At 45.5% G+C, this 25,901-nt stretch carries 19 protein-coding genes and 1 pseudogene; 9 read left to right on the forward strand and 11 right to left on the reverse strand.

Annotated features, from left to right (window positions below):
- Positions 1-115 precede the first annotated feature (115 nt).
- Positions 116-301: pseudogene (locus QUB25_RS14865) on the forward strand (IS701 family transposase); the annotation flags it as partial.
- Here the strand turns inward: QUB25_RS14865 and QUB25_RS14870 are convergent.
- From QUB25_RS14870 to QUB25_RS14890, 5 genes are all read right to left on the reverse strand, one after another.
- Entirely contained in the window at positions 277-1,908 is a 1,632-nt protein-coding gene (locus QUB25_RS14870; RefSeq protein ID WP_333183911.1) for a HAMP domain-containing protein, read from the reverse strand. The pseudogene QUB25_RS14865 and the gene QUB25_RS14870 sit on opposite strands and share 25 nt — an antisense overlap.
- 5 nt (positions 1,909-1,913) lie before the next feature.
- The gene (locus tag QUB25_RS14875; protein WP_333183912.1) at positions 1,914-2,798 is read right to left on the reverse strand and encodes a substrate-binding domain-containing protein; all 885 of its coding nucleotides are present in this window, start codon (positions 2,796-2,798) and stop codon (positions 1,914-1,916) included.
- Positions 2,799-3,472: 674 nt separating this feature from the next.
- Positions 3,473-3,994 (reverse strand): hypothetical protein, encoded by a 522-nt coding sequence (locus tag QUB25_RS14880; RefSeq protein WP_333183913.1) that lies wholly within the window; start codon positions 3,992-3,994, stop codon positions 3,473-3,475.
- An 8-nt stretch (positions 3,995-4,002) separates the two neighbouring features.
- Positions 4,003-4,500, reverse strand: a complete 498-nt coding sequence (locus QUB25_RS14885) for a TIGR00725 family protein (protein ID WP_333183914.1) — start codon at positions 4,498-4,500, stop codon at positions 4,003-4,005.
- Positions 4,501-4,968: 468 nt separating this feature from the next.
- Entirely contained in the window at positions 4,969-5,853 is an 885-nt protein-coding gene (locus QUB25_RS14890) for a 4-hydroxybenzoate solanesyltransferase (RefSeq protein WP_333183915.1), read from the reverse strand.
- 210 nt (positions 5,854-6,063) lie between these two features.
- On the opposite strand from QUB25_RS14890, the gene QUB25_RS14895 reads away from it, so the two are divergent.
- On the forward strand, positions 6,064-7,680 hold the full coding sequence (locus QUB25_RS14895; protein ID WP_333183916.1) for a Ppx/GppA phosphatase family protein: 1,617 nt from the start codon (positions 6,064-6,066) through the stop codon (positions 7,678-7,680).
- 357 nt (positions 7,681-8,037) lie between these two features.
- On the opposite strand, the gene QUB25_RS14900 is transcribed toward QUB25_RS14895, so the two are convergent.
- From QUB25_RS14900 to QUB25_RS14920, 5 genes are all read right to left on the reverse strand, one after another.
- The gene (locus QUB25_RS14900; RefSeq protein ID WP_333183917.1) at positions 8,038-13,179 is read right to left on the reverse strand and encodes an Ig-like domain-containing protein; all 5,142 of its coding nucleotides are present in this window, start codon (positions 13,177-13,179) and stop codon (positions 8,038-8,040) included.
- Positions 13,180-13,345: 166 nt separating this feature from the next.
- Positions 13,346-13,795 carry a DUF4347 domain-containing protein gene (locus tag QUB25_RS14905; protein ID WP_333183918.1) on the reverse strand — a complete coding sequence of 150 codons (450 nt, stop codon included), beginning with the start codon at positions 13,793-13,795 and terminating at the stop codon, positions 13,346-13,348.
- Between the two features lie 206 nt (positions 13,796-14,001).
- Positions 14,002-14,694, reverse strand: a complete 693-nt coding sequence (locus QUB25_RS14910) for a response regulator transcription factor (protein WP_333183919.1) — start codon at positions 14,692-14,694, stop codon at positions 14,002-14,004.
- Entirely contained in the window at positions 14,691-15,791 is a 1,101-nt protein-coding gene (locus tag QUB25_RS14915; RefSeq protein WP_333183920.1) for a HAMP domain-containing sensor histidine kinase, read from the reverse strand. The genes QUB25_RS14910 and QUB25_RS14915 overlap by 4 nt, the downstream gene beginning before the upstream one ends.
- 411 nt (positions 15,792-16,202) lie before the next feature.
- Positions 16,203-16,433 (reverse strand): hypothetical protein, encoded by a 231-nt coding sequence (locus QUB25_RS14920; RefSeq protein WP_333041452.1) that lies wholly within the window; start codon positions 16,431-16,433, stop codon positions 16,203-16,205.
- Positions 16,434-16,454: 21 nt separating this feature from the next.
- On the opposite strand from QUB25_RS14920, the gene kdpA reads away from it, so the two are divergent.
- From kdpA to QUB25_RS14955, 7 genes are all read left to right on the forward strand, one after another.
- The gene (gene kdpA / locus QUB25_RS14925; protein ID WP_333183921.1) at positions 16,455-18,215 is read left to right on the forward strand and encodes a potassium-transporting ATPase subunit KdpA; all 1,761 of its coding nucleotides are present in this window, start codon (positions 16,455-16,457) and stop codon (positions 18,213-18,215) included.
- Between the two features lie 70 nt (positions 18,216-18,285).
- A complete protein-coding gene (kdpB, locus tag QUB25_RS14930) occupies positions 18,286-20,379 on the forward strand; it encodes a potassium-transporting ATPase subunit KdpB (protein ID WP_333183922.1) in 2,094 nt (697 codons plus the stop codon).
- A gap of 157 nt (positions 20,380-20,536) precedes the next feature.
- Positions 20,537-20,806: a K(+)-transporting ATPase subunit F gene (gene kdpF, locus QUB25_RS14935; RefSeq protein ID WP_333183923.1), complete on the forward strand. Its 270-nt coding sequence runs from the start codon at positions 20,537-20,539 to the stop codon at positions 20,804-20,806.
- Positions 20,807-20,847: 41 nt separating this feature from the next.
- Positions 20,848-21,477 carry a K(+)-transporting ATPase subunit C gene (gene kdpC / locus QUB25_RS14940; protein WP_333183924.1) on the forward strand — a complete coding sequence of 210 codons (630 nt, stop codon included), beginning with the start codon at positions 20,848-20,850 and terminating at the stop codon, positions 21,475-21,477.
- 74 nt (positions 21,478-21,551) lie between these two features.
- The gene (locus tag QUB25_RS14945; RefSeq protein WP_333041457.1) at positions 21,552-22,691 is read left to right on the forward strand and encodes a universal stress protein; all 1,140 of its coding nucleotides are present in this window, start codon (positions 21,552-21,554) and stop codon (positions 22,689-22,691) included.
- A gap of 170 nt (positions 22,692-22,861) precedes the next feature.
- Positions 22,862-24,130, forward strand: coding sequence for a sodium:proton antiporter (locus QUB25_RS14950; protein ID WP_333064717.1), 1,269 nt, complete (start codon positions 22,862-22,864; stop codon positions 24,128-24,130).
- Positions 24,131-24,368: 238 nt separating this feature from the next.
- Positions 24,369-24,842 (forward strand): hypothetical protein, encoded by a 474-nt coding sequence (locus QUB25_RS14955; protein ID WP_333183925.1) that lies wholly within the window; start codon positions 24,369-24,371, stop codon positions 24,840-24,842.
- A gap of 379 nt (positions 24,843-25,221) precedes the next feature.
- Here QUB25_RS14955 and QUB25_RS14960 read toward each other — a convergent pair whose 3' ends face one another.
- Positions 25,222-25,857 carry a class I SAM-dependent methyltransferase gene (locus QUB25_RS14960; RefSeq protein WP_333183926.1) on the reverse strand — a complete coding sequence of 212 codons (636 nt, stop codon included), beginning with the start codon at positions 25,855-25,857 and terminating at the stop codon, positions 25,222-25,224.
- Positions 25,858-25,901 lie beyond the last annotated feature (44 nt).

Genomic DNA, 25,901 nt, shown 5'->3' on the forward strand with positions numbered 1-25,901 from the left:
CAGTATTCATCTATAAATTTGACTGTGGGTACTGGTTTACGAGGCTCTACCATAGGACTGGCAATGCTTTTGGGGTGGGTCACTCCTTATACTACCACGAGAGTGACAAAAGAGGGTTAACAACCTCCGTTTAATACTTCAACCATTTGTACTATTTAATTTTATTAAACCTTGGCTACAAGTTTTTACTGTTCCTAAGTTATCCGAGGGCTTTTTTAAGCTTCAAATGCTTGTCAATAATTTAACTCGTTCAATTTTTCAAAACCTCAATATCCCTTATGGCAACTTTTCCTCTGCGTAGAGTGACAAAAGAGGGTTAAGTTGACCTGCATAGCATTCTACCAACGGTAACTCGCCATATTGTCTGACTACTTCAATGGTTGGGCGTTCTGGCTGGGCTTGAAGGCGATGTTCTAAAATCATCAAGGTGTTATCAATGCCTTCATGGATATCGACAGCCTTGAATTCCGAGTGATCCAGACGAGAAAAGCTACGCAACGAAACCACAATGTCCCGAATGCGACCGGTGCCAATTTTCATCGACTTAAGAATCTTAGCGAGATCCTCTTTTAAGTAGTTTAGATCCACATCGTCTAGGTCATCTTGAAGTGATGGGGACGGGTTGGGATAGTGCTGTTGATAGGCATCTAGTAATCGCAGTAAGTCATGGATGTGATCGTTGAGATGAGACAGGTTGCCGTAGATAAAGCTGACCGGGTTGTTGATTTCGTGCGCTATCCCCGCCACCATTTGTCCCAGTGCCGACATTTTTTCGTTATGCACCATCTGACTCTGGGTGCGGTGCAGTTCTTCAAGGGTACTCTCTAGTTGTTGCACCTGTTGGTTCAGTTGCTGATCGCGAGCTATAAGTTGCTCTGCCATACTCTTAAATCCCTGAGCTAAAAGCCGCACTTCATCCTGACTATCAACCGGAATAGCAATGGCTAAATTGCCTCTGGCCAATTCCTGGGTTGCCTTAGTCAGTCTTTGAATGCGATGGCTCAGAGTTTGGGTCAGACGGAAACCTCCGATCGTCACAACTGCGATCAGGACACTTCCCAATAGCCCAAAGCTACCCACCACAAACCACAACCGCTGTTGTGCTTGCTCGATTTCCTTGGCAGAATGCAGTACAGCAATTTTGAGAGTTGCCCCATCGAAACCTTGTAGCTTGATTGTTTTGATCAGGTATGATTCACCAGCAATCCCGATCTTAGTGGGCAACCCGTCTGGCTGGGGAAATTGCCAAGACTGATCGCGGTTAAGTGGCAAAGTAGCAGCCGTTACCTTCTCGTCGTCAAAAGCCACCAAATGTATGGATGTGTCGCCGCGAAGCGACTGGAGCGCTGTGTCGTCCATGGCTAATCCCGCAACCAAACCAGCTAGGATCTTTTGAGATGATTTGATTGATATTAACCCAATCATGGAAGCCGGAGCCCAGTTTTCTGCCAGGAGAACTCCCGGTAACTCTAGTCCGGTTCGGGCGGCACGGTTCACAGAGCCATCCTGCAATCTCGCCTGTCTTATTGCTCCCAACTGTGAAGACACTAAGACTTGACCATCAGTGTCAACTATTCTGATCAAATCCAGTTTAAAACCCGCTTGGATTGGTAATACTGTCCGCAGTAATAAAGGGCGATCGCCCTTTATTACTGCTGTGATGACATCATTATTTTCACTCACCGAACGGGCTTTCACACGGAGTGATTCTTGCCTTTGCTTTAGAGTTTCCTGCAGCATACTAGCCAGATCCACGATCTCCCTTCGCCCCATTTGTTCTAAGTTGTTTCTAGCAAAATAACCAAAACCCAAGGTTCCGACAGTCCATAGACTCAGAAATGCCAACAACAGAGGTGATAACAACTTGACGGAAACGGGTAACCGCGCGTATCTGGACTGGATGGCCATAGCTCTTAATTCTTGGCGGATTGGCTCACGGAAATAAAGCCAGACTCCTCCATCGCGTTGATTCCGGGCGGACTAGAGATGTATTTAATTAGCGCTTGGGTAGCCTCTGAAGGTTTTTTGTGCCACAGAATTGAAATTGTCCGAACCATCGGATACTTGCCCGCTTTGACATTTTCTCGTGTTGGTTCAACCCCGTTGAGGCTGAGGCGGTTGACAGGTAGTTTTTCGGAAATGGCGTGAGCCAGGGAAAAGGTACCGATGCTGTAAGGAGTGCTTTGAATTGCGTCGATCAATTCCCCTTCTTTCCGAAATACGATTGCTTCTAATGAATTCTTTAAATCTGCTCCTAGGTAATATTCCCGCAAGAGTCGCTTGGCAGATTCATCTTCTGGGCGATCGAGCAGTACAATTTTAGCATCGGTTCCTCCGAGTTCCTTCCAGTTGGTGATGCTGCCACTATAAATACCTTTGAGGTTTTCAGTCGTGAGGTTTTTCACCCCTGTGACGCTGGGATGAGTGGCAACTAAAAGGGCATCATGAACCACCTCGCGAGACTCTAAAGTGCCATCATTTTCTTCGGGCTTTAATTTTTTCGAGATTACACCTAGATCGACTAATGTCTGTTTAATCCCATCAATTATATTTTCAGACTGCCCCGGTTCTAGCTGGGTAATTTTGACGTTTTTTGCGGTAGCTTCGTAGTTGGTTTGCAGCACCTTAATCACACCCAACGTGCTGCTTGACCCCCCAACTTTGATCGAGGTTTGGGTTTGCGTTGCCGCAGTCGTGGGCGCTGTTGTGGTGGTGGCACTGCTGGTCGTCGTACTGCAACTGGGCAGCCCTATGAGGGCGATCGCAGTTAAAGCTACGCTAAGTAAATTCTGTTTCATGTTCAAATTCCTATGATCCTACGCTATTAAAGATTAGCTGGCTACTCAAAAATCGAGTTTTTGAATATTTTATCGCGCTTGCAACTCGATCAATGGATTTTTTATTTTTTAGCGATAAACTTTATATCTCACGGTTGATTTCACCCTACTAAATTTTATGCTAAATAATTAAAACTTGCAATGAGTCGAGCGCCACGTTTTGTGATGCTGTTTGATATGATTAGCGACCGCATGATAGTTATGATAGATGCGATCGCAGACAATAAAGCCTGAGCGATTAAAAATTACTGTTACAGGTAAATCGGGAAGCTTTTATACTGAATAATTTATCTTAATTGCCAGTTACAGATATTTTTTTTTAGATTCATACATCGATGATTTGCGATCGATCTAAAACGACGAAAATCAGAAATCATTTGATTTAGAGGGACTTAGACAAAAATTGAGGCGAAAATGGCTTCAAACCTAGATGGATTAAATCGAGACTTTCTGATGGAATAGGCATAAATCTAGTATTTACAGGGGTTTCAGGCATTGTTAAGTCATCGACCTCTTTCCTTTGCGAGTGCGAACCAGAGGTTTTAAGCTTCTAGAGGGGCCTGAAAATGTCTAAGTCCCATTAGGTGAATTTCGGTGCTGTAACTGAGAATGTTTGCCTTGCCAGTTATATCTTTTTAAGGAGAGGGAAGTTGTGGCTGAAAATTGCTGCTGCCTTTATAACCGGATAAAATAGCAAGTTTTTCCAAAGATTGCCGGCCCGTGTAATATTTCCCCCGAATTTCCCAAGTGGGATAAGCTTTAATATTGGCAGCTTTGCACAAATCTGGTTGAGCATCTTTGCCTCTGGGATCGCACTCAATGTAAGTAATGGCGGTAAATGCTTCTTTGCCGAAAAGTTCTTGTTGAGTGTGACAGTGAGGACACCAGTAAGCACCGTACATTCTAGCTTTGATTGTCTGCAAATGGGTTGCTAAAGCTATTTGATCCGGCACGGATTCGCTGCGAATAGGTGGCGCTTCTTGTTCGGTAAAAGGCTGTGCGAAAGGGGGAGGAGGAGGGAGGGTTTGTGCTAATTTTTGAGTGGATTTATTGCTGAAACTGAACTGTGCAATTCTTCCGTCTGCTTTGGTAGTGACGAAAATCCCCAAAGTCAGAAAAATGCCGATCGCACAAAAGTTGAATTTACTTAGTCTCATCTTGGATTTCATCTTGAATTTACTAGGATTTCGCGAGCTTGATTCATAGCCTCTACAGCAGTGTTTACCACAAAGATGTTAAATTGTGCTAAACCTTTAAAAAAAATTTGACTTTCCGCGCTGTGATTTAACAATATAACTTGTTTGTTAGCTTTGAGGGCGAGGGCAATTTCCGAAGCTGTGCCCGTCCCCATACCGCAGGCAATTATTACATCTGAAGAAAGAACGTTAATGTTATTTCTGGCGTTTCCCATATCGGTGACAATGGCAATATCTACAGCTTCAGAAAGGCCGCGAGTGTCATTTCCCGGAAGGATGCCGACTGTTAAACCGTTAGCTGATTTTGCTCCTTTGTTGGCGGCATCCATGACGCCGACATTTCTACCGCCAGTTAGCAATATCCATCCTGCTTCGGCGATGAGTTGTCCGAGTTGATAGGCGTTTTCTAAGTCAGTTGATGTGGCACTATCGCCGGGGCCCATGATGCCAATGATGATTTTTTTCATAGTTTTGGGGTGGATATATCGCATTTTTGAAAGAGCGAGAACTCTTCTGAATCTCGCTGAGAAACGGATCTAGATCTTTCTTAGCCAGATGCCACAGCCTCACCTGTCACAATCGGTTTGTATTTATTTTTATTCAGCAATATTTATTATAATTGAGTATAATTTTGTGTAACAAAAAAATATCAGTTTTTAGACGCCTGGACATCATTAATTTATGTAAAAAATTTAATTTAATTGGATTGATAACTAAGTATATTGAACTCAGTATATTTCTGTATAATAATCGTGAAAAAGGGGGAATAAACGATCGCTCGTCCCCCTTTTTTCGCGGATGTGCAGCCGTTGGAGACTTCGATACAAAGCAGAGAGACACAGGCTTTGAGGCTTAAATCAATGGGAAGTTCTTCTGTCAAAATTCAATCATTGGAGTTTCATACCCGTTTCCTGCAGGAAAAGCCCTACAAAAAACTAAAAAATCTCCCCAACAATCATCCCCGCCAATATGACAAACCCCACCCAAACATTTTGGCGAAAAATTTGACCGTAAACAAGCTTAGGAAGATCCGCCTTCTTCAGTTGACTGTACTGCAAAAACCACAAAATAGCCGCCGCACTAATTGCCATCCAAAAACCAATGTGCAAGTGCAGATTAATTCCCATTGCTGCTAACAAACCGACCGTACCAACAAAGAAAAAACCCACAGCATTAGCAGCATTATCCCCAAAAAATATCGCGCTGGAATTAACCCCCAAACGCAAATCGTCTTCCCGATCACTCATCGCATAAACTGTATCAAATCCCATCGTCCAAAACACGACTGCACCCCACAGAAGCCAAGTTGCTAATTCTAATTCGTCAACGGCGGCGCTCCAACTAATTAAAACTGCAAAACCCCAGGCAATTGATAACACTAATTGCGGCACTGGAAAGAATCTTTTGGCCAGCGGATAGCAGATAATTACTGGTACGGCGGCGACGCATAGCCAGAAGCTTAAAGGATTGAGATAAAAAGCGAGAATCGCCGCGCAAGCAAAGGAAATTAATGCAACTCCTATTCCAGTTTGCACTGTGAGGGCGCGGGATGCTAGCGGCCGCGATCGCGTTCTTTCTACTTCGGGATCGATATCGCGATCCCACAAGTCGTTGATGACGCATCCCGCCGCACTCGTGGCTAAGGTACCCAACACAATCACGCCCACCAATGCTGCGGGCGGCCTCCCGTCTGCTGCTAAAAAGACGGCCCAGAGGGCTGGAATCATTAAAATGAGCCTTCCTGCTGGCTTGTCCCATCTCAAAAGCCTCACGACGGTTAGCAATGTGGATTCGGGTTGGCGATCGGGCTCTGTAAGCATTTCGATTGTAGATTTGAGATTTTTAACTATAAATTTTATCAAATTTTAGGCACAATCACTTACTATCTCTGCTGGCGATCGTACTTCTGCCGAAATTTAAAACAGGTGAAAGTCGGGGCCAGTCAGCAGTTCCAGATTTTTGCTGATTTAATAGAATGCCTCACTGAATTCGTGAAATAATCATAAATATCTGTCAACCCCGATACTCCAATGGTTAATTCACTTGCTTCTGCGGAGTCAAATCGCATTATTGCTGCTATTGATATGGGTACTAACTCATTTCACATGGTGGTGGCGCGCATCGATCCGAAATTACCCGCGTTTACGATTATTGCTAGAGAAAAAGATACGGTTCGGTTGGGCGATTGTGAGGTTAAGACAGGGTGTTTGAAGTCCGAGGTTATGGAAAGGGCGATCGCCACTCTGCGCCGCTTTCAAGATATTGCTAAAACTTTCAATGCCGAACAAATTATCGCTGTGGCTACGAGTGCAGTTCGGGAAGCCCCTAACGGGCGGGATTTTCTCAAACAAGTTGCTGAAGAATTAGACCTGAATGTTAGTTTAATTTCCGGTCAGGAAGAAGCGCGGAGAATTTATCTCGGCGTTCTTTCTGGTATGGAGTTTAACAATCAGTCGCAGGTGATTATTGATATTGGGGGCGGTTCTACGGAGTTGATTTTAGGAGACAGTTCTGAGCCTCGGTGTCTCACCAGTACAAAAATTGGTGCTGTTCGCTTAACAGGACAATTTGTCAAAACTGACCCGATTAGCAGGGAGGAGTTTGCTTATTTGCAAGCTTATATTCGGATTTCGCTAGAAAGACCGATCGACGAATTGCGATCTCAATTCCATGAGGGCGAACCTTTGCGCTTGATTGGCACTGCTGGAACCATCGAAACTCTAGCGGCAATTAATGCTCGCGAAAAGTGGGGAACAGTGCCGAGTCCCCTAGCCGGATATCAGTTAAGTTTAAAAGATTTGCGCGATTTAGTCAATCGCTTTCGCAAACTTTCTTATGCCGAAAGGTTGGCAATTCCGGGAATGTCGGACAAGCGGGCGGAAATTATTCTGGCAGGCGCTTTGATTTTGCAGGAAGCTATGATACTATTAGGAATTGAATCGCTGACTGTTTGCGATCGATCTCTGAGAGAAGGCGTAATTGTTGACTGGATGCTGGCGCACGGTTTAATTGAAAACCGCTTACGCTATCAAGGTTCAATCCGCCAGCGCAGCATTCACCACATGGCTGAGAAATATCAAGTCAATTTAGAACAAAGCGAAAGAACCGCAGCATTTACTCTCAACTTCTTCGACCAAACTCAAGGAATTCTACACAACTGGGGAAGTGAAGAACGCGAGTTGCTGTGGGCTGCCGCAATTCTGCACAACTGCGGTTTGTACGTCAGTCATTCAGCGCACCACAAGCATTCTTACTATTTAATTCGCAATGGTGAGTTATTGGGCTACACTGAAACAGAGATTGAAGTAATTGCCAATTTGGCTCGCTATCACCGGAAAAATCCTCCCAAAAAGAAGCACGAAAACTTTATTACTCTTCCGAAAAAATACCGAGAATTCGTCAATAAATTGCATCCTTTTCTGCGGTTAGCTGTGGCTTTAGATAGGCGGCAAATAGGCGCAATTTCTGATTTTAAATGCGAATATCGCCCGGAAGTTAGAGAGTTTCACTTGCGCCTACAACCGCTCAATCCCGAAGACAATTGCGCTCTAGAATTGTGGAGTTTGGATTATAAAAAGCCGTGTTTTGAATATGAGTACAATCTCAAATTAGTGGCAACTTTGGAACCGACTCTGGTTCCGGTTTAAATACAAAGCCGAGCCTGGAAATGAGAGACTGTAGGGTGCGAAGTACGCACCCTACAGTTTCAACTTAACCCCAAGTCTAGTACCAATATTGTGTTTGACTCTATACTCCTCCCGATCGCCCTAGCCTACCTTCTGAAGGCAGGCTAGATTAATTTTAGAGAGGATAAATCAATGCGATATGACTATTTGCTGACGCTATACGAAAGATTTAAGTAGTGTCTCATATCATATCCGGTCGAGCGATCGCGATTTTTTTAGGGGTTCCCCTCACCAACAATACCTGCCAATAATTGACAATCTCACCAACCCACCCCGACCATGATATTATAGTTAATCGATCGGACATGATATTAGCGATCATTGTGATACAACCGGATTCGATATTATCTGCAAACCAGGTAGCCCGGTTACTGTAAAATCCTGTTGAGTGATCAGATTAGCTGGCACGCCCTTGAGGCTAGCTAAGATTTGATCGGTATTGGCAATTTTGATAAAAGTTGTAGTGTTTTCTTGAAGTATGCTGAGTCGATCGACCGTTAACCCTCCCATTAAAATTAATAAATCTTCACCTTGCGTAAAATCAGCGATTACATCCTGGCCTTCTCCCGCAGTCAAGAAAAAGTAATCGCGCCCGCTTCCCCCTTGCAGCGTATCGTTTCCGAAGTCTCCCATCAACCAGTCGTCGCCAATTCCCCCAATAAAAGTATCATCACCCTTACCGCCGTACAGAGTATCGCTACCGTCACCGCCACACAATTGATCGGCATCTTGATTACCAAAAATTAAATCATTGCCGCTGCCACCGCACAAATAATCTTGTTGACTGCTAGCTTCCGTAGCGATATTGTCAATATCTCCGAAAATCGTATCCTCGCCATCGCCACCGCAGATGGTGTCATTTCCCAAATCTCCAAAAAGCAAATCATTGCCAGAATCGCCGCAAATTATATCGTTATCTTTGCCGCCGTGTAAGGTATCATTGTCTTCGCCGCCACTTAGAGTATCTTCGCTTTCTTGTCCGTACAAAACGTCGTTGCCGTTATTGCCAAAAAGCAAATCTTTTCCTGTCAAGTCACCGTCAGGCGCCTCAGAAGTGTCGCCAAATAAACTGTCATTACCTTCATCGCCAAGTAGGGTATCGTTGCCTTTGTCGCCCCAAACTACGTCATTATCTTTGCCTGCGATCGCCACATCATGATCTTTACCCCCATAAATAATGTCATTCCCAGCGTGGCCGAGGAGATAGTCGTTATTTTCGTTGCCAAATATGGTGTCGCTGTCTGCATCCGCGCCAACAGTAACTGGGCTAGCAAGGCCACCGTAAATATTGTCGCTGCCGACAAAACCATTTAGCCAGTCGCTGCCGTTGAAACCGTTGATGATGTCATTAATATCGCTGCCGGTTAGAGTATCTTTACCGTCAGTACCGTTGAGGATATTTTCAGGGATATTCGGGCCGGCAATGGAAGTGCGATCGGGTAAAGTGATTCGATCGCACATACAGTCTTCCGAAGCTGCAGGAATTAGCGCAGGTGTGGGGGTTTCGGTTGTTGGAGATGTGGTTGGGGCAATCGAATTCTGATTGGCGATCGGCGTTTGCCCAGGTTTAGCCGTCGGAATTGGAGTTTCCGCAGATATCGGAATTGGCGTCGGAATTGGTGTCGGAGTTTCCGCAGGCGTCGGAGTTTTCGCAGGAATTGGCGTCGGAATTGGAGTTTCCGCAGGAATTGGCGTCGGAATTGGAGTTTCCGCAGGAATTGGCGTCGGTGTGGGAATTGGAGTTTCCGCAGGAATTGGCGTCGGTGTGGGAATTGGAATTTCAGCAGGAGTCGGCGTCGGAATTGGAGTTTCCGTAGGAATTGGCGTCGGCGTCGGAATTGGAGTTTCCGCAGGAATTGGCGTCGGCGTCGGGATTGGTGTCGGAGTTTCCGCAGGCGTCGGAGTTTCCGCAGGAATTGGCGTCGGTGTGGGAATTGGAGTCTCCGCAGGAATTGGCGTCGGTGTGGGAATTGGAGTTTCCGCAGGCGTCGGCGTCGGAATTGGAGTTTCCGCAGGAATTGGCGTCGGTGTGGGAATTGGCGTCGGTGTGGGAATTGGAGTTTCCGCAGGCGTCGGAATTGGCGTCGGTGTGGGAATTGGAGTTTCCGCAGGCGTCGGCGTCGGAATTGGCGTCGGTGTCGAAATTGGAGTTTCCGCAGGAATTGGCGTCGGAGTCGGAGTTGTATCTACAATAGTCAAAATAGCACTATAAATCGCTCCTAAATCTGCTCCATTAGTGGGATTGTTCAGAGTTAAGTTAACAGTTTCATCCTCTTCTATCTCTGAATCATCAACAATGGGAATCGTGAAAGCTTGAGCAGTTTCGCCAATGCCAAAATTTAACGTTCCCGATGTTTGGTTATAGTCATTGCCAGCATTAGCTGTTCCATTACTCGTACTGTAACTGACAGCAGCAGCCACATTAGTAGCATCAGTGCGAGTAACGGTAATTGTGGCAAACTGACCGTTTTCATTGGCGCTGTAGTTGGCGTTGCTGAAGTTAAATCTACCGGGAAGATTGACATTAATATTTGCTAAAATGGCTGGTGAAGTAAAAGCCCCATCGCTGACAGTGTAAGTAAAACTATCGGCACCAAAAAATCCAGGATTGGGAGTATAAGTAAACGAACCATCATTATTAAATCCGAGAGTGCCATTGTTGGGATTTGTGACTTTAGTTGCCGTCAATACATCACCGTCCGAGTCGATGTCGTTGGCTAAAACTCCCTCAACAACAGGCACATTCAGGACTTTACCGTGCAGGGTCTTGTAATTGTCAATTACTGCGAACGGTGGATTATTTGTGACATTAATATTTGCTAAAATGGCTGGTGAAGTAAAAGCCCCATCGCTGACAGTGTAAGTAAAACTATCGGAACCAAAAAATCCAGGATTGGGAGTATAAGTAAACGAACCATCGTTATTAAACCCGAGAGTGCCATTGTTGGGATTAGTGACTTTAGTTGCCGTCAATACATCACCGTCCGAGTCGATGTCGTTGGCTAAAACTCCCTCAACAACAGGCACATTCAGGACTTTACCATGCAGGGTCTTGTAATTGTCAATTACTGCGAACGGTGGATTATTTGTGACATTAATATTTGCTAAAATGGCTGGTGAAGTAAAAGCCCCATCGCTGACAGTGTAAGTAAAACTATCGGGACCAAAAAATCCAGGATTGGGAGTATAAGTAAACGAACCATCATTATTAAATCCGAGAGTGCCATTGTTGGGATTTGTGACTTTAGTTGCCGTCAATACATCACCGTCCGAGTCGATGTCGTTGGCTAAAACTCCCTCAACAACAGGCACATTCAGGACTTTACCGTGCAGGGTCTTGTAATTGTCAATTACTGCGAATGGTGGATTATTTGTGATGTTAATCACAAATGTCTGGTTTGCCGAAGTATCGACGCCACCGTTAGCTATACCGCCATTGTCTCTGAGGTTTAGAGTGATATTGGCAGCGCCAGTTGCACCCCCCGCCGGCGTAAAAGTCAGTTGTCCTAAAGAGTCGATCGCCGGTGGTACGCTGAATAAAGCAGTATTGTCATTACCCACTACTTGAAAACTAACAGTTTGAGCCGACTCGTTGGCGGGGCCTGGGGAAATGGCTGTAGCCCATCCAGGGACTGTTTGCGGGCCTGCGTTGTGGCTGGCGATGGGATCGACCCCTTTGACAAACGAAGGTGGATCGTTGACTGGATTAACTGCGATCGAACTTGTTAAACTATTAGTGCTAAACGGCGTTGTTCCCCCAGTAACTGAAGCATTAACGCCCGCAGTACCGTTACCCACTCCGTTACTTCCATCCCACGCCCGAAAAGTAATTGTTGGTTCGCTTCCAGGGGTACTGTAATAGTCTGGGTTGGGTACAAAGCGGACTCTCGCAGGCGTTTGCAGGGATACCCGCGTCAGGTTGATGTTAGCTTGCGCCGAGGTTGTGTCGTCACCGAGGAATAGAAAATTAGGAGTTTCGTAAGGATCTATCAAGCCGCTAAATCCTGAATAATCGCGCAGCGGGCCGGCTAGTATGATATCGCTGCCATCGGAAAGAAAGTAATTGTCACCTTCAACTCTGAGAGTGTAGTTAGTAGCAATATTGGTGTTATAACCAAAATTCTCTGCTGCAAGAAATAAGCCGTTGGTTTGTCCGCTTGGGTTGGGAGTAATGCCGTCGCCTTGTGCAAAGATATTGCCCGAAGTTGCAGATAGGCGCTGGAAACCAATTTCAATGGCTTTGCGATCGCTAGTAACGGCAACAATGCTAAAACCCGCCCGATTTTGATTAGTGCGGGATTCCGAGATAATTTGGAGATTAAAAGATAAGCTAAAGCCCGTAGTGCGATCGAGCGGGGGAAATGACGGATTTAAAGGATTTTTTGTATAGCCAGCATAAATTCTATTGTCCGCAGTGCTGTTTAAATTAACTCCCTTACCGCTAAATATTTCTGAAGCTTTAGTGGCAGGAGAAAGAAGATTTAAGTTAGTCAAAGACAGCCAATTTTGAGCAGTGGGAGTGTTACCAAGTAAGCCATTATAAAGAGGAGTCTGACCGATCATGGTTGCTGAACTTTCAGACACTGTGCCGAAATTTGTCCAAGTATTGCCGTTAGTTGAAAATTGCCAATTGCCGTTAGTATTGTCTGCTGCAGTGACTGCGACACCCAAAGGATCGCCATTAGCGTCACTTCCTAACTCGCTAGTGAGGTTAAAAATACTAAAGCCTGTGTTATCTGCGCTGGGTATATCTTCATTAATTGCGATCGGCGGATTAACATTAGGAGTTGCAAAAGTCGGAGCGATGTTAACCTGCGGGTTGCGGAGGCTGTTAATATAAATAGTGTTAATTCCGCCGTTGGGCAAACCCAACGAACCCGGATTATTTACAGCATAATTAGCTGTTTTGTTCACCCCGCCAATAGCGCTGGAAAACTCGACAATACCCCCGTTGGGTGGTGCTGGAATTTGCACCTTAGCTGCACTCCCAAATACCCCTAACCCAGTCGTCGGCCAGGCGAGGGAATCAACAGAAGTAATTCCCTCACTGCTAGTATCTACCCAAACAATATCTGACGCTGCAAAATCCCCGCCGAAAGGGTTAGTTCCGAATAAGACATTATTGAGATAAGTACCGCCAGCACCGTTATTTATCAGCAATTGAATGTTCCAATCAGCATTATTGCCGCCGGCAACGGGGTTGTAGGTAATATCATTAGTAGGAATGACATCTGAACCGCCGATCGCAATTATTGTTCCTGCCTTGAATACAGGAGAAATACTCTCCATGTTCCTGAACTGATAAGCAGAAAATTTCTGTGCTGTGTCACCGCTTGAATCGCCTACAAAAAAACTTTGAAGTTGAGCTATTGTTAGATCTTCGGTCAACAGCAGTTCAACATACTCATTCCCCAGGAATTGCCCGTTGCGGCGGAATTCGTTAATAATTATCTGTCCCATCTAGATGCACCTAAATTTGAAATGATTATGTATTAGCTGCCAACTACTGCCGCTGTTTTTTCACTGTTAAATTTGATTTGCGTAATTACACTGAGATTATGGCCCGTACAGTTGCTTGTGGAGGTCATTTTTGTTACTAAAATAATATCTGGATTGCTGAGCAGTGTCAAGCAAAAGCTTGGATTATTGCGGAACTGCCGATCGGCGATCTAGAAGCAGCAATTTTTGCCTTGGTTAGCTGACTCAGTTGCTGCACAAAGTTAGCGCCCTTCTCCCCCGCCGCTACCTCGCATCCGTAAAGCAAAATCTCTCCACTGTCTGCCAGCGATCGCGACCAACGCTGCAATTGTTTAGCATAACTTTTTAAATTTATTAAGTTTAGATCGATCGCGCCTAGCTGCAAACTCGCGGGGCTGCCGTGGGAGATGATATGAATGCTTTTTATATTGCTGCGACTCGCTAGCGCGGCCGTTATTTGTTCTAGTCCATCCCGCGCCCCATCCAGGGTAATAACTTCTGTGCCCAATTCGATGCCGTTGCGGAGAGTTTCGCCATCGGGAAGAGCAGAGTCGAGAAAGGCGATCGCGGTGGGGACTAAACTTATATAGTCTGGCATAATACACCTGAAGGTAGATGAAGGTACGGAAATTAAGGTGTATTTACGTTAGCAAATTTATATATGAAGTGTCATCGGTAAAATGTCAGCATCAAGGGTGAATAATAGTAATTTTTTGTGAAGCTGCAACGGATTCATCTTGTAGAGGCGAGTTAAGCAAGTAATTCATTTCAAAAACCGACAATTCCAGTACAAAACTCGCTGTTCTAGGGTTCGATAGCCAAAAGTTCTTCAGCAACCAATCCTTTCTGAATTGCGAACACTGCTGCTTGAGTGCGATCGCGCACTTCTAATTTTTGCAAAATGGCGTGCACGTGAACTCGCACTGTACCCGGAGCAATGTACAATATTTGAGCAATTTCCTGATTGCTTTTTCCCCCCGCAACTAAAGCTAATATTTCCTGTTCTCGCTTCGTCAGCGGATTCTCTAAAAATTCCGATTTCAACCCTTTTTTCACAGGTTCGGGATTAGCAAAAACCGCCCGAATTTCCGCAGTCGCGACCTGATCCCACCACGAAGCACCCGCCGCCACCGATCGAATTGCCAAAACCAAAGTTTCCGCCGCAATTCCCTTAAGGCAATATCCCTGAGCACCCGCTGCCATCAATCTTTCAATTAAAGATTTTTGCGAATGAGATGTTAAAATCAAAACTGGAATTGCTGAATGCCGCTGTTTAATTTGGCGGCACGCTTCAATGCCCCCAATTCCAGGCAAACCGACATCGAGAACCACCACATCGGGCAAGTGTTCCTGAGTCAATTCTACTGCCGTTTCGCCATCTTCGGCCTCGGCAATTACTTGTAAGCAACTTTCTTGCTGCAACCGCGTTTGCAGTCCCAACCGAAACAGTTCGTCGTCTTCAACTAAGAGAATTCGCAAGGGATAAACTGGTTTCATTTCTCTGGGATAGCAGGGAGTCGGAATCCAAACAAAGCGCCTAGAGGCAATTTATTTTCTGCCCAAATTATACCGCCGTGGGCGTCAATAATTTGGCGAGATAAGTATAACCCCAATCCCGATCCTTTGGCTTGGCGATCGCTGTGTCCTTGATAAAAACGCTCAAACAAGTGGGGCAGTTCATCGGCGGTAATTCCCAACCCGCTATCGATAACTTTCACCACCTGATAACTCGAATAAGATTCCATGATTATTTCTACTTTGCCACCGCGAGGAGAATGGTTGATGCCGTTTGTTAGCAAATTCACAAAAACGCGCTGGAGTTGCACCGCATCGCCATTTACCCACAAAGAGCGACGGAAATCTGAGTCTCCGTAACTCATACTAATGTAAACCCGGCGCGCCGCAGATAAATGGGTGAGAGTTGCGATTACTTCTTCGGCCAAAGCTACTAAATTTACGGGCGCAAGTTGCAGTTTTAAACCTTCGGCATCGTTGCGGTAAACATCTAGCAGCGTTTCTACTAATTGTAGTGACATTTTGTGCGATCGCGCCATTGTTTCGAGAACTTTTTGCTGACTGGCGGTGACATTCCCAAATTTTGCTGACTGAAAAGCTTTAATTGTTTCGATCGCCCCCAGCATCGGCGTTTTTAAGTCGTGACTCAAAGTAGAGACAAAATCTTCTCGGATGCTTGCTAGCTGCTGCTGCGACTGCAACTCAGCTTTAGCGATCGCGATCGCTTCTTGGTACTGGTGGTTGCGATCGCTCAAATATCCCGTCACCCCTAAAGCCATGACTGCGATCAATCTATTTGCGACAGTGGCTAGGGCGATCGCTTCTCCATGAGGAACAAACAAATTTAACAGCGTCAAAGCTGCCGATAGCAGCGTAATTTGCAACTTACCCAACCGACTCAAGCGCGAATTTGCCAGTAAAATTGGCCCCGTGTAGAAATACCCAAACAGATACTCCGACGGCGTAGTAAATTCCAGCATTGCAACAATCGCAAATAAAATTGCGATCGACCACCTCCCCCGCAAATACTTCTCTTGAATAGCCAGGTTTTTTGGGAGAGCCGATAAACTTTTAAACATCCTCAATCAATCCATTTTATATTTGATATTCACAGTTTTTTTCCTTCTATCTACTCCCTTCTACCTACTCCTTGTTACCTACTACCTTAGCATAGTTATTTTTTTGGATTTTTTTCACCTATTCTCGCGCAAAAGCCTCGCGTTTAGCGAACATATATATCTCGAAGTATAGACAGTTAACCCGATTTAAATATTTATATATTCTGATAAATATAGAGCAAATAAGCTTAATGTGCAAACAGCAATTTATACCTGAAAGCTGATTATCCAATTTTCTAAGAGTGAGTATAGTAATCAGTAAAAGTAGATAGCATTTTTGGGCTTACAGAAGTGACAGATGAACTTTGTCTAATCAAAGCGACTTCAGTTTCATCCAAGTTAACAAGAGTTATGGTGGCGCACCCTTAAATGCTATACAATTGCTCGATCGCTGTCAAAGCATGGGATTAGCCAAATAAAAACAAGGAATTCTCGCCAACAAAAACCCGATGATGGCGTTAATCCCTCTGGCTGGGGAGATTGCATCTTAGCAGCATTGGGGCGATCGCCCCCAAACTGAAAGTGAGCTGCAAAAAAAGCTCGCCCGGTTTTTGGAACCTCCCACCGAAGCCATTTGGCGATCGGCAAAACCCCTTTATCCAACGATAAAAAATTGGCTCAGTTATGCAGCAAGGATTACTTCAAATCGCATTAACCCTAATCATTTTAATAGCAATCGCGCCTGTCTTCGGCAAATACATGGCGCGGGTGTACATGGGAGAAAAAACCATTCTCGATCCCGCTATTAAACCCCTAGAACAACTCATCTATAAAGCCAGCAACATCCGGTCTGTAGATTCCATGACTGGTTGGCAATATGCCCGCTCTTTACTCTACAGCAATGCAGCAATGGGCATATTTGTTTTTTTTATTTTCATACTTCAGGGAGTGCTGCCTTTAAATCCCACTAGCCTAAGTACCCCAACCTGGGATACTGCGCTCCACACAACTATTTCATTCCTCACAAATACCGACCAACAGCATTATTCCGGCGAGACAACCTTCAGTTACTTATCCCAGTTAACTCTGGGTTTTTTAATGTTTACCTCAGCCGCTACCGGTTTAGCGGTAGGGATTGCCTTTATTCGGGGATTGACTGGTCGCCCGCTGGGCAACTTTTACATCGATTTAATTCAATCAATCACCAGGATTCTGCTACCTCTTTCTTTAATAATTGGCTTACTGTTGCTAATTTCAGGAGTGCCGGAGACCCTCGCAGGGCCGGCAGTTGCCCGTACCTTAGAAGGTGGCACCCAAGTAATTGCTCGCGGCCCAGTAGCTCACTTGGAAAGTATTAAACAACTCGGAGAAAATGGCGGCGGATTTTTTGCCATGAACTCGGCTCACCCTTTTGAAAATCCCAACCCTTTTACCAACCTGTTGGAAACGCTAGCAATGGTTTCTATACCAACAGCTATGATTCACACATACGGCAGATTTGCCAACAACAAAAAGCAGGGATGGCTGATTTTTTGGATGGTGTTTGCCATCTACGTTGTCTTGATTGGCATTGCAGCGTTTGGCGAGTACGGCGGCAACCCTCAAATTAATAATTTACTGGGCGCGCAACAACCAAATTTAGAAGGCAAAGAAGTTAGATTTGGCTGGGCCGAGACTGCACTGTGGGCTGTTACTACGACTGGGACAATGTGCGGCGCTGTCAACGGGATGCACGATTCTTTAATGCCTCCCGGTGGTTTTGCTACTCTGTTTAATTTGTTTCTGCAAATCGTTTGGGGCGGACAAGGAACGGGAACGGCTTACTTGTTTATTTACTCAATTTTGAGCGTATTTCTCACCGGATTGATGGTGGGGAGAACGCCGGAATTTTTGGGACGTAAAATTGAAAAACGGGAAATTGTTTTAGCCAGCGTTGTTTTGTTAATTCACCCGATCGCAGTTTTAATCCCCGGTGCAATTACCCTCGCCTTTACCGACAGTTTGAGCGGCATCAGCAACCCGGGATTTCACGGCATTTCCCAGGTAATGTACGAATACGCTTCGGCGGCGGCTAACAACGGTTCTGGCTTAGAAGGATTGGCGGACTCTCAACCCGCACCGACAGGACTGTGGTGGAATTTAAGCACCTGTTTTAGCCTCCTTTTGGGGCGCTACGTTCCAATTATTGCCCTGCTGCTTTTAGCTGACAGCATGACGAACAAACAACTGGTTCCCGAAACAACGGGCACTCTCAGAACCGATTCAGTTTTGTTCACCAGTGTAACCGCAGGAGTAATCATAATTCTGGGCGCGCTGACATTTTTCCCAGTCCTAGCTTTAGGGCCAATTGCCGAAGGATATGAAATTAGCAGCGGCAAGTTTGAACCTGCATCGATAACTACACCCACAACACCTTTAGCAACACCAACTCCTCCACCTCGGTAGCAAAAAGTTATCAACCTCACTCTTCTCTTTCTCTGTGTTCTCTGTGGTTCATTAAAAATTCCCAATCGATATGGCTTCTTCCAATACTCCTGATTCCCCAAAAAAACCTGCTAGAGGCTCTCGCGAGTCTCGCAAGCACACGCCGAAAGCAAATACAAAAGGCCTTTATCAAAGAGCTTTTAAAGAAGCTTTTGTCAAGCTAAACCCGCGGGTGATGCTAAAAAATCCGGTGATGTTTGTGGTGTGGGTAGGCACAATTGTGACTGCACTTTTAACGATCGATCCGACGTTGTTTGGCCCGGTTGCCGGCGAAAATCAGAGAGTTTTTAACGCTTTAGTCACGTTTATTTTGTTCTTCACTTTAGTATTTGCTAATTTTGCTGAAGCGGTAGCAGAAGGGCGTGGCAAAGCGCAAGCAGATGCGCTGCGATCGACCAAAGCCGACACAACAGCCCGCAAACTCTTACCAGACGGTTCAATTCAAGAAGTTAGTTCGACCTCCCTGAGACGCGGCGACCAAATTAAAGTGATCGCAGGCGATGTCATTCCTTCCGACGGCGAAGTAATTGCAGGCGTCGCGTCGGTGGATGAATCTGCGATCACTGGCGAATCCGCGCCGGTGCTCAAGGAACCGGGTTCGGACATCGCCAGTTCCGTCACCGGCGGTACGCGCATCCTCTCTGATGAACTGACGCTGCGGGTAATGGCCGACCCGGGTAAAGGGTTTTTGGACAGGATGATCGCGCTGGTGGAGGGGGCCGAAAGGTCGAAAACGCCCAACGAGATCGCGCTGACGGTGCTGCTGGCGGTGCTGACGCTGGTGTTCTTGATTGTGGTTTCGACGATTGGGCCGATCGGCAATTACGTGAAAACTCCCGTGGGCGTGGTTACGCTGATTTCGCTGCTGGTGGCGCTGATCCCGACGACGATCGGCGGTTTGCTGAGCGCGATCGGCATTGCGGGAATGGATCGCGTCGCTCAGTTTAACGTGATAGCGACCTCTGGACGCGCTGTGGAGGCTTGCGGCGACGTGAATACGCTGATTTTGGACAAAACGGGGACGATCACGCTGGGGAACCGTTTAGCCGAGGAGTTCATTCCGGTAAACGGTCACTCGCTGGAAGAGGTTGCGACTGTAGCCCTTGCTGCTAGCCTGTTTGACGATACTCCAGAGGGAAAGTCGATCGTCCGTTTGGCTCAGAATTTGGGCGCACAGGTGGATTTCGATCGCACCAACGCCACGGGGCTTGATTTTTCCGCAAAAACGCGGATGTCTGGCACGGATTTGCCCGATGGGACGGAGGTTCGCAAGGGTGCGGTGGACGCGGTGAAGGGTTTTGTGCGATCGCGCGGTGGCAATTTCGGGCCGGATCTCGATGAAGCTTACGAGCGAGTTTCCCGCTTGGGAGGCACACCCTTAGCTGTTTGTCAAGGCAGCGACACCTACGGCATTATCTATTTAAAAGATGTCATCAAACCGGGAATTCGCGATCGGTTTGACCAACTGCGAAAAATGGGAATTCGTACCATTATGCTCACCGGAGATAACCGAATTACAGCATCAGTAATTGCCGATGAAGCAGGCGTTGACGACTTCATTGCCGAAGCAACTCCCGAGGACAAAATCGACGTAATTCGCAAACAACAAGCCGAAGGCAAATTAGTCGCAATGACTGGAGACGGAACCAACGACGCACCCGCACTAGCCCAGGCAAACGTAGGACTCGCGATGAATTCTGGAACCCAAGCAGCCAAGGAAGCAGCGAACATGGTGGACTTAGATTCCGACCCCACCAAACTAATTGACTTAGTGACAATTGGCAAACAATTGCTGATTACTCGCGGCGCCCTGACTACGTTTTCGCTAGCGAACGATATTGCAAAATATTTTGCAATTATTCCGGCAATATTTGCCCCTGTTGGCGCTTTAAACATCATGGGTTTAGCCAGCGGTCAATCGGCAGTTTTGTCGGCATTAATTTACAATGCTTTGATTATTCCCGCTTTGATTCCACTAGCATTAACTGGCGTAAAGTTTAGACCTTTGAGCGCCAATCAACTTTTGCAGCGGAATATTTTAATCTACGGATTGGGCGGAGCAGTTGCCCCGTTTATCGCCATCAAAGTTATTGATGTTTTGATTACCGCCGTTGGGCTAGCATAGATCGGGAAAGCACGATACGGATTTTGACACGGATACAGGGATTAATCTCGTTCCCCGGCTCTGCCGAGGAACGCAGTTCCAGAGGCTCTACCTCGATTTTCCACAAAAAATCCTCCAATAGAAAGACAGAGATTTATTTCCAAAATAAGGAGAATTTATGAAACGGAATGATTTGCTGAATGATATTTTTCCCAGAGATTTCCAAGAAATTATTGAGTTATGGCAAATGCTTTGGCAGCGCCACCCAATCCCGGTGCAGCTATTTCTGGTAATGTGTTTCAATGCTATAATTGCCCCCGCTGTTTACGCGGCTGCGGGTGAAGATTTGACCCGAAAAGCTGTCTGGGGTTTAAGTCTCCTGGGTTTGGTGATTATCGCCCTTTCTATTTACCTGTTTGTAGTCATCTTTCAGCCGGAAAGATTTTAGTCAATAATTAACCCTTAGCAAATAACCGAGCCATGTAATTTATGAGAGAAATAATTAGAGCCATTCGCGTTACCCTGGTTTTATGGGGAATCACAGCCATTATTTACCCTTTAATCTTGCTAGTAATCGGTCAAATTGCCTTCAACTCCCAGGCAAACGGCAGCTTAATTACCCAGCAAGGAGTTATAGTGGGCTCGTCATTAATTGGCCAACCTTTCTCCTCAGAAAGATATTTTTGGAGCCGCCCCAGCACGACAAATTACAGCAGCTTTGCGACAGAAAATTACGCTCCCACAAACGCAGAAAATTTAACTCAAAAAACAGGCATTTCGGGAGCTAGCAACCTGGCCCCCAGTAACTCGGATTTGCTGAAACGAGGTAATGAGAAAGAGGGTTTTCAGGGGGTGCAATTTGAATTAGATCGCCTCAAAAAAGCTGGTATCCAACCGACTGCAGATTTAGTCTACACCTCTGGTTCTGGCCTCGATCCGCACCTTAGCGTAGAGGCAGCTAGGGCGCAAATTCAGCGGATAGCAACGGTGCGATCGCTCAATCTCAATCAAGTAGAAATGTTGGTAGCCAAAAATACAGATGGCAGATTTCTCGGCATTTTCGGCGAACCGGGAGTTAACGTCCTCAAACTGAATTTGGCTCTCGACGGTTTACAATAGTTTACAATAGTCGGCAGTCATCGGTCATAAACTGACTGATGACTCGAAATTGACTAACTACCCACTACTCAGCTATGATTCACTCTAGCGAACTTACAAACAATCCAGACGCGGTTTACGCCCAACCGAACCGCACTTACGATCGCACCCTCCGCCGGGGAAAGCACAAAATATTTATCGGCATGGCCCCCGGTGTCGGCAAAACTTTCCGAATGCTAGAAGAAGGGCACAGGCTGAAATCTGAAGGCATTGATGTGGTAATTGGACTGTTAGAAACTCACGGGCGAAAAGAGACAGCAGCTAAAGGCGAGGGACTAGAAATAGTGTCTAAAAAACAAATGCTGCGCGGCGAAAAAATTCTCACCGAAATGGATACTGAAGCTGTCATAGCACGCCGCCCCCAATTAGCCTTGATAGACGAACTAGCTCATACAAACATTCCCGGTTCTCTGCGAGAAAAACGATATCAAGATGTCGAAGAAATTCTCAAGGCTGGGATTGATGTTTTCTCCACCCTCAACATTCAACACATAGAAAGTCTCAACGATTTAGTAGCTCGCATTACCGGAGTTGTAGTGCGAGAGCGAGTGCCCGATCGCGTCCTCGAAGATGCTGACGAAATAGTCGTTGTCGATGTCACGCCGGAAACTTTAGAAGAAAGGTTGCTAGAAGGCAAAATTTATGCTCCCGAAAAAATTGAACAATCTTTAGAAAACTTTTTCCAGCGCCGCCATTTAATCGCTTTGCGAGAACTCGCCCTGCGAGAAGTCGCAGACAATGTGGAAGACGATGCAGCAACTTTAAAAGGTCAATCTTGCAACATTCACGAACGAGTTTTAGTGTGCATCTCGACTTATCCGAATTCTTTGCAACTGCTGCGGCGGGGCGCGAGGATTGCTAGCTATATGAATGCCCCATTTTATGCTGTGTTTGTCAACGATCCAGACCGATTTTTAACAAAAGCAGAAAGCTTGCACGTTGAAACTTGTGAGAAACTTTGTCAAGAATTTAAGGGGCAATTTTTGCGGGTAAACGGCAATAATATAGCCAAAGCGATTTCCGAGGTAGCTAAACAGTATCGCATTACTCAAATTGTGATCGGCGAAAGCCAGCAATCCCGCTGGAAATTGCTGCTGCGGGGTTCTTTGACTCAACAGTTAGTGCGATCGCTCAAACACGTAGATTTGCACATCATCGCTACCGAAAAAAGTTAGTAGTCAGTAGTCAGTAGTCAGTAGTCATTAGTCATTAGTCAGTAGCCAGCAGTCAGCAGTCAGTAGTTGTGAATGGTTGGTCATTTGGCATAAAAACTGCAACTTTCGGAGGAGAACTCAATCTAGCGGACGACGGATGCGCCAGAAGCTTTTACGTGTGAAAATCGCCCTTGTTGAACCTGATAAAAAGTGCGATCGCTATGGTGGATGATTACATTCTCAAGTTGCTAGTTATTGGCATCCTCCTGCTTACCGTTACCTTGGGTTCCGGCTGGATTTCGCGATTGCCTGTATCTTATGCCTTAATTTATCTCATTGTCGGTATCGGATTAGGGCCCTACGGCATCAAGCTGATTGACTTGCGTCCCGAAGCTGAATTTTTAGAAAGACTTACAGAATTTGTAGTTATTGTTTCTCTGTTCAGTTGTGGCTTAAAAATGAATCGCCCGCTGCAATTTTGGGCTTGGAATTCCACAGTGCGGCTGATCGGTTTTTTAATGCCGATTTCTATTTTTGCAGTAGCTGCTATCGCTCATTGGTTTGTGAAATTAGATTGGGGCCCGGCGATTTTACTGGGAGCAATTCTCGCTCCCACCGATCCAGTTTTAGCCTCAGAAGTTCAGTTAGCTCATCTAGACGATCGCGATGAATTGCGCTTTGGTTTAACATCGGAAGGCGGTTTGAACGATGCTTTAGCTTTTCCCTTTGTTTATTTCGGCATTTATTCGCTAAAAGATAACAACTGGTCGAAGTGGTTTTCACAGTGGGTAGCAGTTGACTTGATTTGGGCGATCGCCGCAGGTATCGTTATGGGAATTTTAGTAGCTAAAGCCGTCACCTGGATCGATCGCCAACTCCAACACTATCGACCGGCCGATCAATTAATGGAAGATTTCATTGCTCTCAGCACAATTCTGCTCACATATTCCCTCACAGAAGTAGTCAATGGCTACGGATTTCTCGCAGTTTTTGTAGCAGGAATTGTGGTGCAGGGGAGTTACAGAAACCCCGAAAAGCCGCTTTCCCAACTGCACTTTACCGAGCGCATAGAAAAGTTAATGGAAGTAGCAACTATTTTACTATTAGGTTCACTTTTACGCCTAGAACCTATGTTGGCCTATGGAGGTTACTCCCTCTTAGTAGCTGGATTGTTAATTTTTTTAATCCGGCCTGTGGGAGCTTGGATTAGTACGATCGGCAGTCCTTTGCATCCCGCCAACCGCTGGCTTTACGGTTGGTTCGGCATTCGTGGTGTCGGTTCTATCTATTATCTTACCTATGCTTTGGGTAAAGGTTTGAAAGGCGAAACCGCCGAAAAGATTGCCTGGATTACCTTTACAACCATCGTACTTTCTGTGGTTTTGCACGGCATTAGTTCCACCCCGCTAATGAACTGGTACGAGCGCCGAATCAAACCTGAGGTACCAGATTTAATTTAATTCAGTAAGGTGCGTGACTTTAATAGTCCTGGACGCAACCGTCACACCACACGACTTGTAGGGTGCGTCAGGCGAAGTTCTCTAACGGCGATCGCGAATTTCGGGAGCTGACGCACCTTACTATATAATCTAAAATTGACTTGTAGGGTGCGTCAGGCGAAGTTCTCTAACGACACCGAAACAAAAGAAGATTATAATTTTTTGGATAACTCTCATATAAACGTTCGCTCAATCAAACATGGATAGATTTGAGTTTCAGCTAGCCATGCTGCAAAAAGGAGCAGAGGAACTAGAAAAAAAAATAGCTAACTTCACAACGATTCTGATGCAATTAAAAACTGTGGCAATTACCATTTGGGTAGCGTTGATTGGTTGGGTTTTTACAAGCAAAATAGATGCGTTGGTTCCTCTAGGATACGTTATAATTTTTGGTTTCTGGTTTTTAGAAGCTACCTACTGGAAGGTGCAATTTTATTACATACAAAGAGGCAATGCAATTACCCAATTCTTGAATAATGAAAGCGCCTTAGATGAAAGTTTTAATACTCGCTCAATTCCGGAAGGTCTTGTTCACCCGCTCGGCTCATTAAAAACAATTAAAAGGCCTTCTTTATGGAGAGCTATCTGCGCTCCATCAATCTATATTTTTTATACCTTTTTGTTTGTTGTTAATTCGATCGTTTGGTTAATAACTCTTAAAACAGCCCTATAACGGGCTAAGATCCCAATGTGCGAGCGACCGGACAATATCTTCCATCCCAACTAACTAAAAGTGTAAATTGGAGGTTCAATTTGCTTGCTACTGAAAAAACGGTTGCTTTCTGTATCGTTTGGGTTAAGAGTTTGCCTGTTCTCTCCTCAATACTTTGTTGGTTATTGTCAAATAACCAGAACTGTTGGCGTTCAACTTCTACTACGATAGCAACCTTTTATATTCAGGACTTGGGCAACTGGCATACTAAAATCAAGTTGTAGGGTGCGTCAGGTGAATTTATAGAACGATTATTGAGGGTTTAAAAATCTGACGCACCTTACTAATTGTGAATATTTCCAATTTTAAAAGGACACGAGAATGCAGTCCTTACCCGCAGCTAAAAAGGTTTGACCCCAACTAATAAAGCGAGTTCGCGCCACTTCCAATAACAGTCTGCATCGGTAAAACCAATTTCTCTAAACCAGCGCAATTGCGTTTCGACATCAAGCAATTTATTAGACGGATCGTCTGGCGAATCGCTAATACCCAGCGCTTCTCGAAATTTCTCGTGTAAAGCCGGAGTTGCGGACGCTACGTGCTCCAAATTGCCAAAAATGCCTCCCGGTTCCAAAAGCTCGAAAATTTCAGTGTAAAGCGAACGTTTGCGATCGTCTGCTACGTGATGAATCGCAAAACTAGAAACAACCGCATCAAATTTGCCCAAATCCGGTAGCGGTTCATCAAAATTGTGTTCGATTACCGTGACATTCGGGTCATCAGCAAAGCGAATTCTGGCTTTTTCCAGCATTGTTGGCGAAAAGTCGATCGCCACACATTCAACATTTGGTCGATCGCACTTAAGCAGATCTAGCAACCGCCCGTCTCCCGTGCCCACATCCAGAATTCGTTTAACATTTTTCGGCACTTCCTCCAACAAAACCGCTTCACCTTCAGTGCGGTGAGGAATACCATCAGCCTTAGCCAGATACCATAAAGCGTGTTCCGCCGAACTCCAAAGATTGACTTGACTCATAAATTTTTAACTCTCATAAACCTCGCCCTTTTGGCGAGTGAAAA

It is taken from the genome of Microcoleus sp. B3-D7, from assembly GCF_036705305.1.
Taxonomy (GTDB): Bacteria; Cyanobacteriota; Cyanobacteriia; order Cyanobacteriales; family Microcoleaceae; genus Microcoleus.

Excerpts from the sequence above, each read along its gene's own strand:
- QUB25_RS14870 (WP_333183911.1), bottom strand. The coding sequence starts at position 1,908 with ATGGCCATCCAGTCCAGATACGCGCGGTTACCCGTTTCCGTCAAGTTG.
- QUB25_RS14875 (WP_333183912.1), bottom strand. The coding sequence starts at position 2,798 with ATGAAACAGAATTTACTTAGCGTAGCTTTAACTGCGATCGCCCTCATA.
- QUB25_RS14880 (WP_333183913.1), bottom strand. The coding sequence starts at position 3,994 with ATGAGACTAAGTAAATTCAACTTTTGTGCGATCGGCATTTTTCTGACT.
- QUB25_RS14885 (WP_333183914.1), bottom strand. The coding sequence starts at position 4,500 with ATGAAAAAAATCATCATTGGCATCATGGGCCCCGGCGATAGTGCCACA.
- QUB25_RS14890 (WP_333183915.1), bottom strand. The coding sequence starts at position 5,853 with ATGCTTACAGAGCCCGATCGCCAACCCGAATCCACATTGCTAACCGTC.
- QUB25_RS14895 (WP_333183916.1), top strand. The coding sequence starts at position 6,064 with ATGGTTAATTCACTTGCTTCTGCGGAGTCAAATCGCATTATTGCTGCT.
- QUB25_RS14900 (WP_333183917.1), bottom strand. The coding sequence starts at position 13,179 with ATGGGACAGATAATTATTAACGAATTCCGCCGCAACGGGCAATTCCTG.
- QUB25_RS14905 (WP_333183918.1), bottom strand. The coding sequence starts at position 13,795 with ATGCCAGACTATATAAGTTTAGTCCCCACCGCGATCGCCTTTCTCGAC.
- QUB25_RS14910 (WP_333183919.1), bottom strand. The coding sequence starts at position 14,694 with ATGAAACCAGTTTATCCCTTGCGAATTCTCTTAGTTGAAGACGACGAA.
- QUB25_RS14915 (WP_333183920.1), bottom strand. The coding sequence starts at position 15,791 with ATGTTTAAAAGTTTATCGGCTCTCCCAAAAAACCTGGCTATTCAAGAG.
- kdpA (WP_333183921.1), top strand. The coding sequence starts at position 16,455 with ATGCAGCAAGGATTACTTCAAATCGCATTAACCCTAATCATTTTAATA.
- kdpB (WP_333183922.1), top strand. The coding sequence starts at position 18,286 with ATGGCTTCTTCCAATACTCCTGATTCCCCAAAAAAACCTGCTAGAGGC.
- kdpF (WP_333183923.1), top strand. The coding sequence starts at position 20,537 with ATGAAACGGAATGATTTGCTGAATGATATTTTTCCCAGAGATTTCCAA.
- kdpC (WP_333183924.1), top strand. The coding sequence starts at position 20,848 with ATGAGAGAAATAATTAGAGCCATTCGCGTTACCCTGGTTTTATGGGGA.
- QUB25_RS14945 (WP_333041457.1), top strand. The coding sequence starts at position 21,552 with ATGATTCACTCTAGCGAACTTACAAACAATCCAGACGCGGTTTACGCC.
- QUB25_RS14955 (WP_333183925.1), top strand. The coding sequence starts at position 24,369 with ATGGATAGATTTGAGTTTCAGCTAGCCATGCTGCAAAAAGGAGCAGAG.
- QUB25_RS14960 (WP_333183926.1), bottom strand. The coding sequence starts at position 25,857 with ATGAGTCAAGTCAATCTTTGGAGTTCGGCGGAACACGCTTTATGGTAT.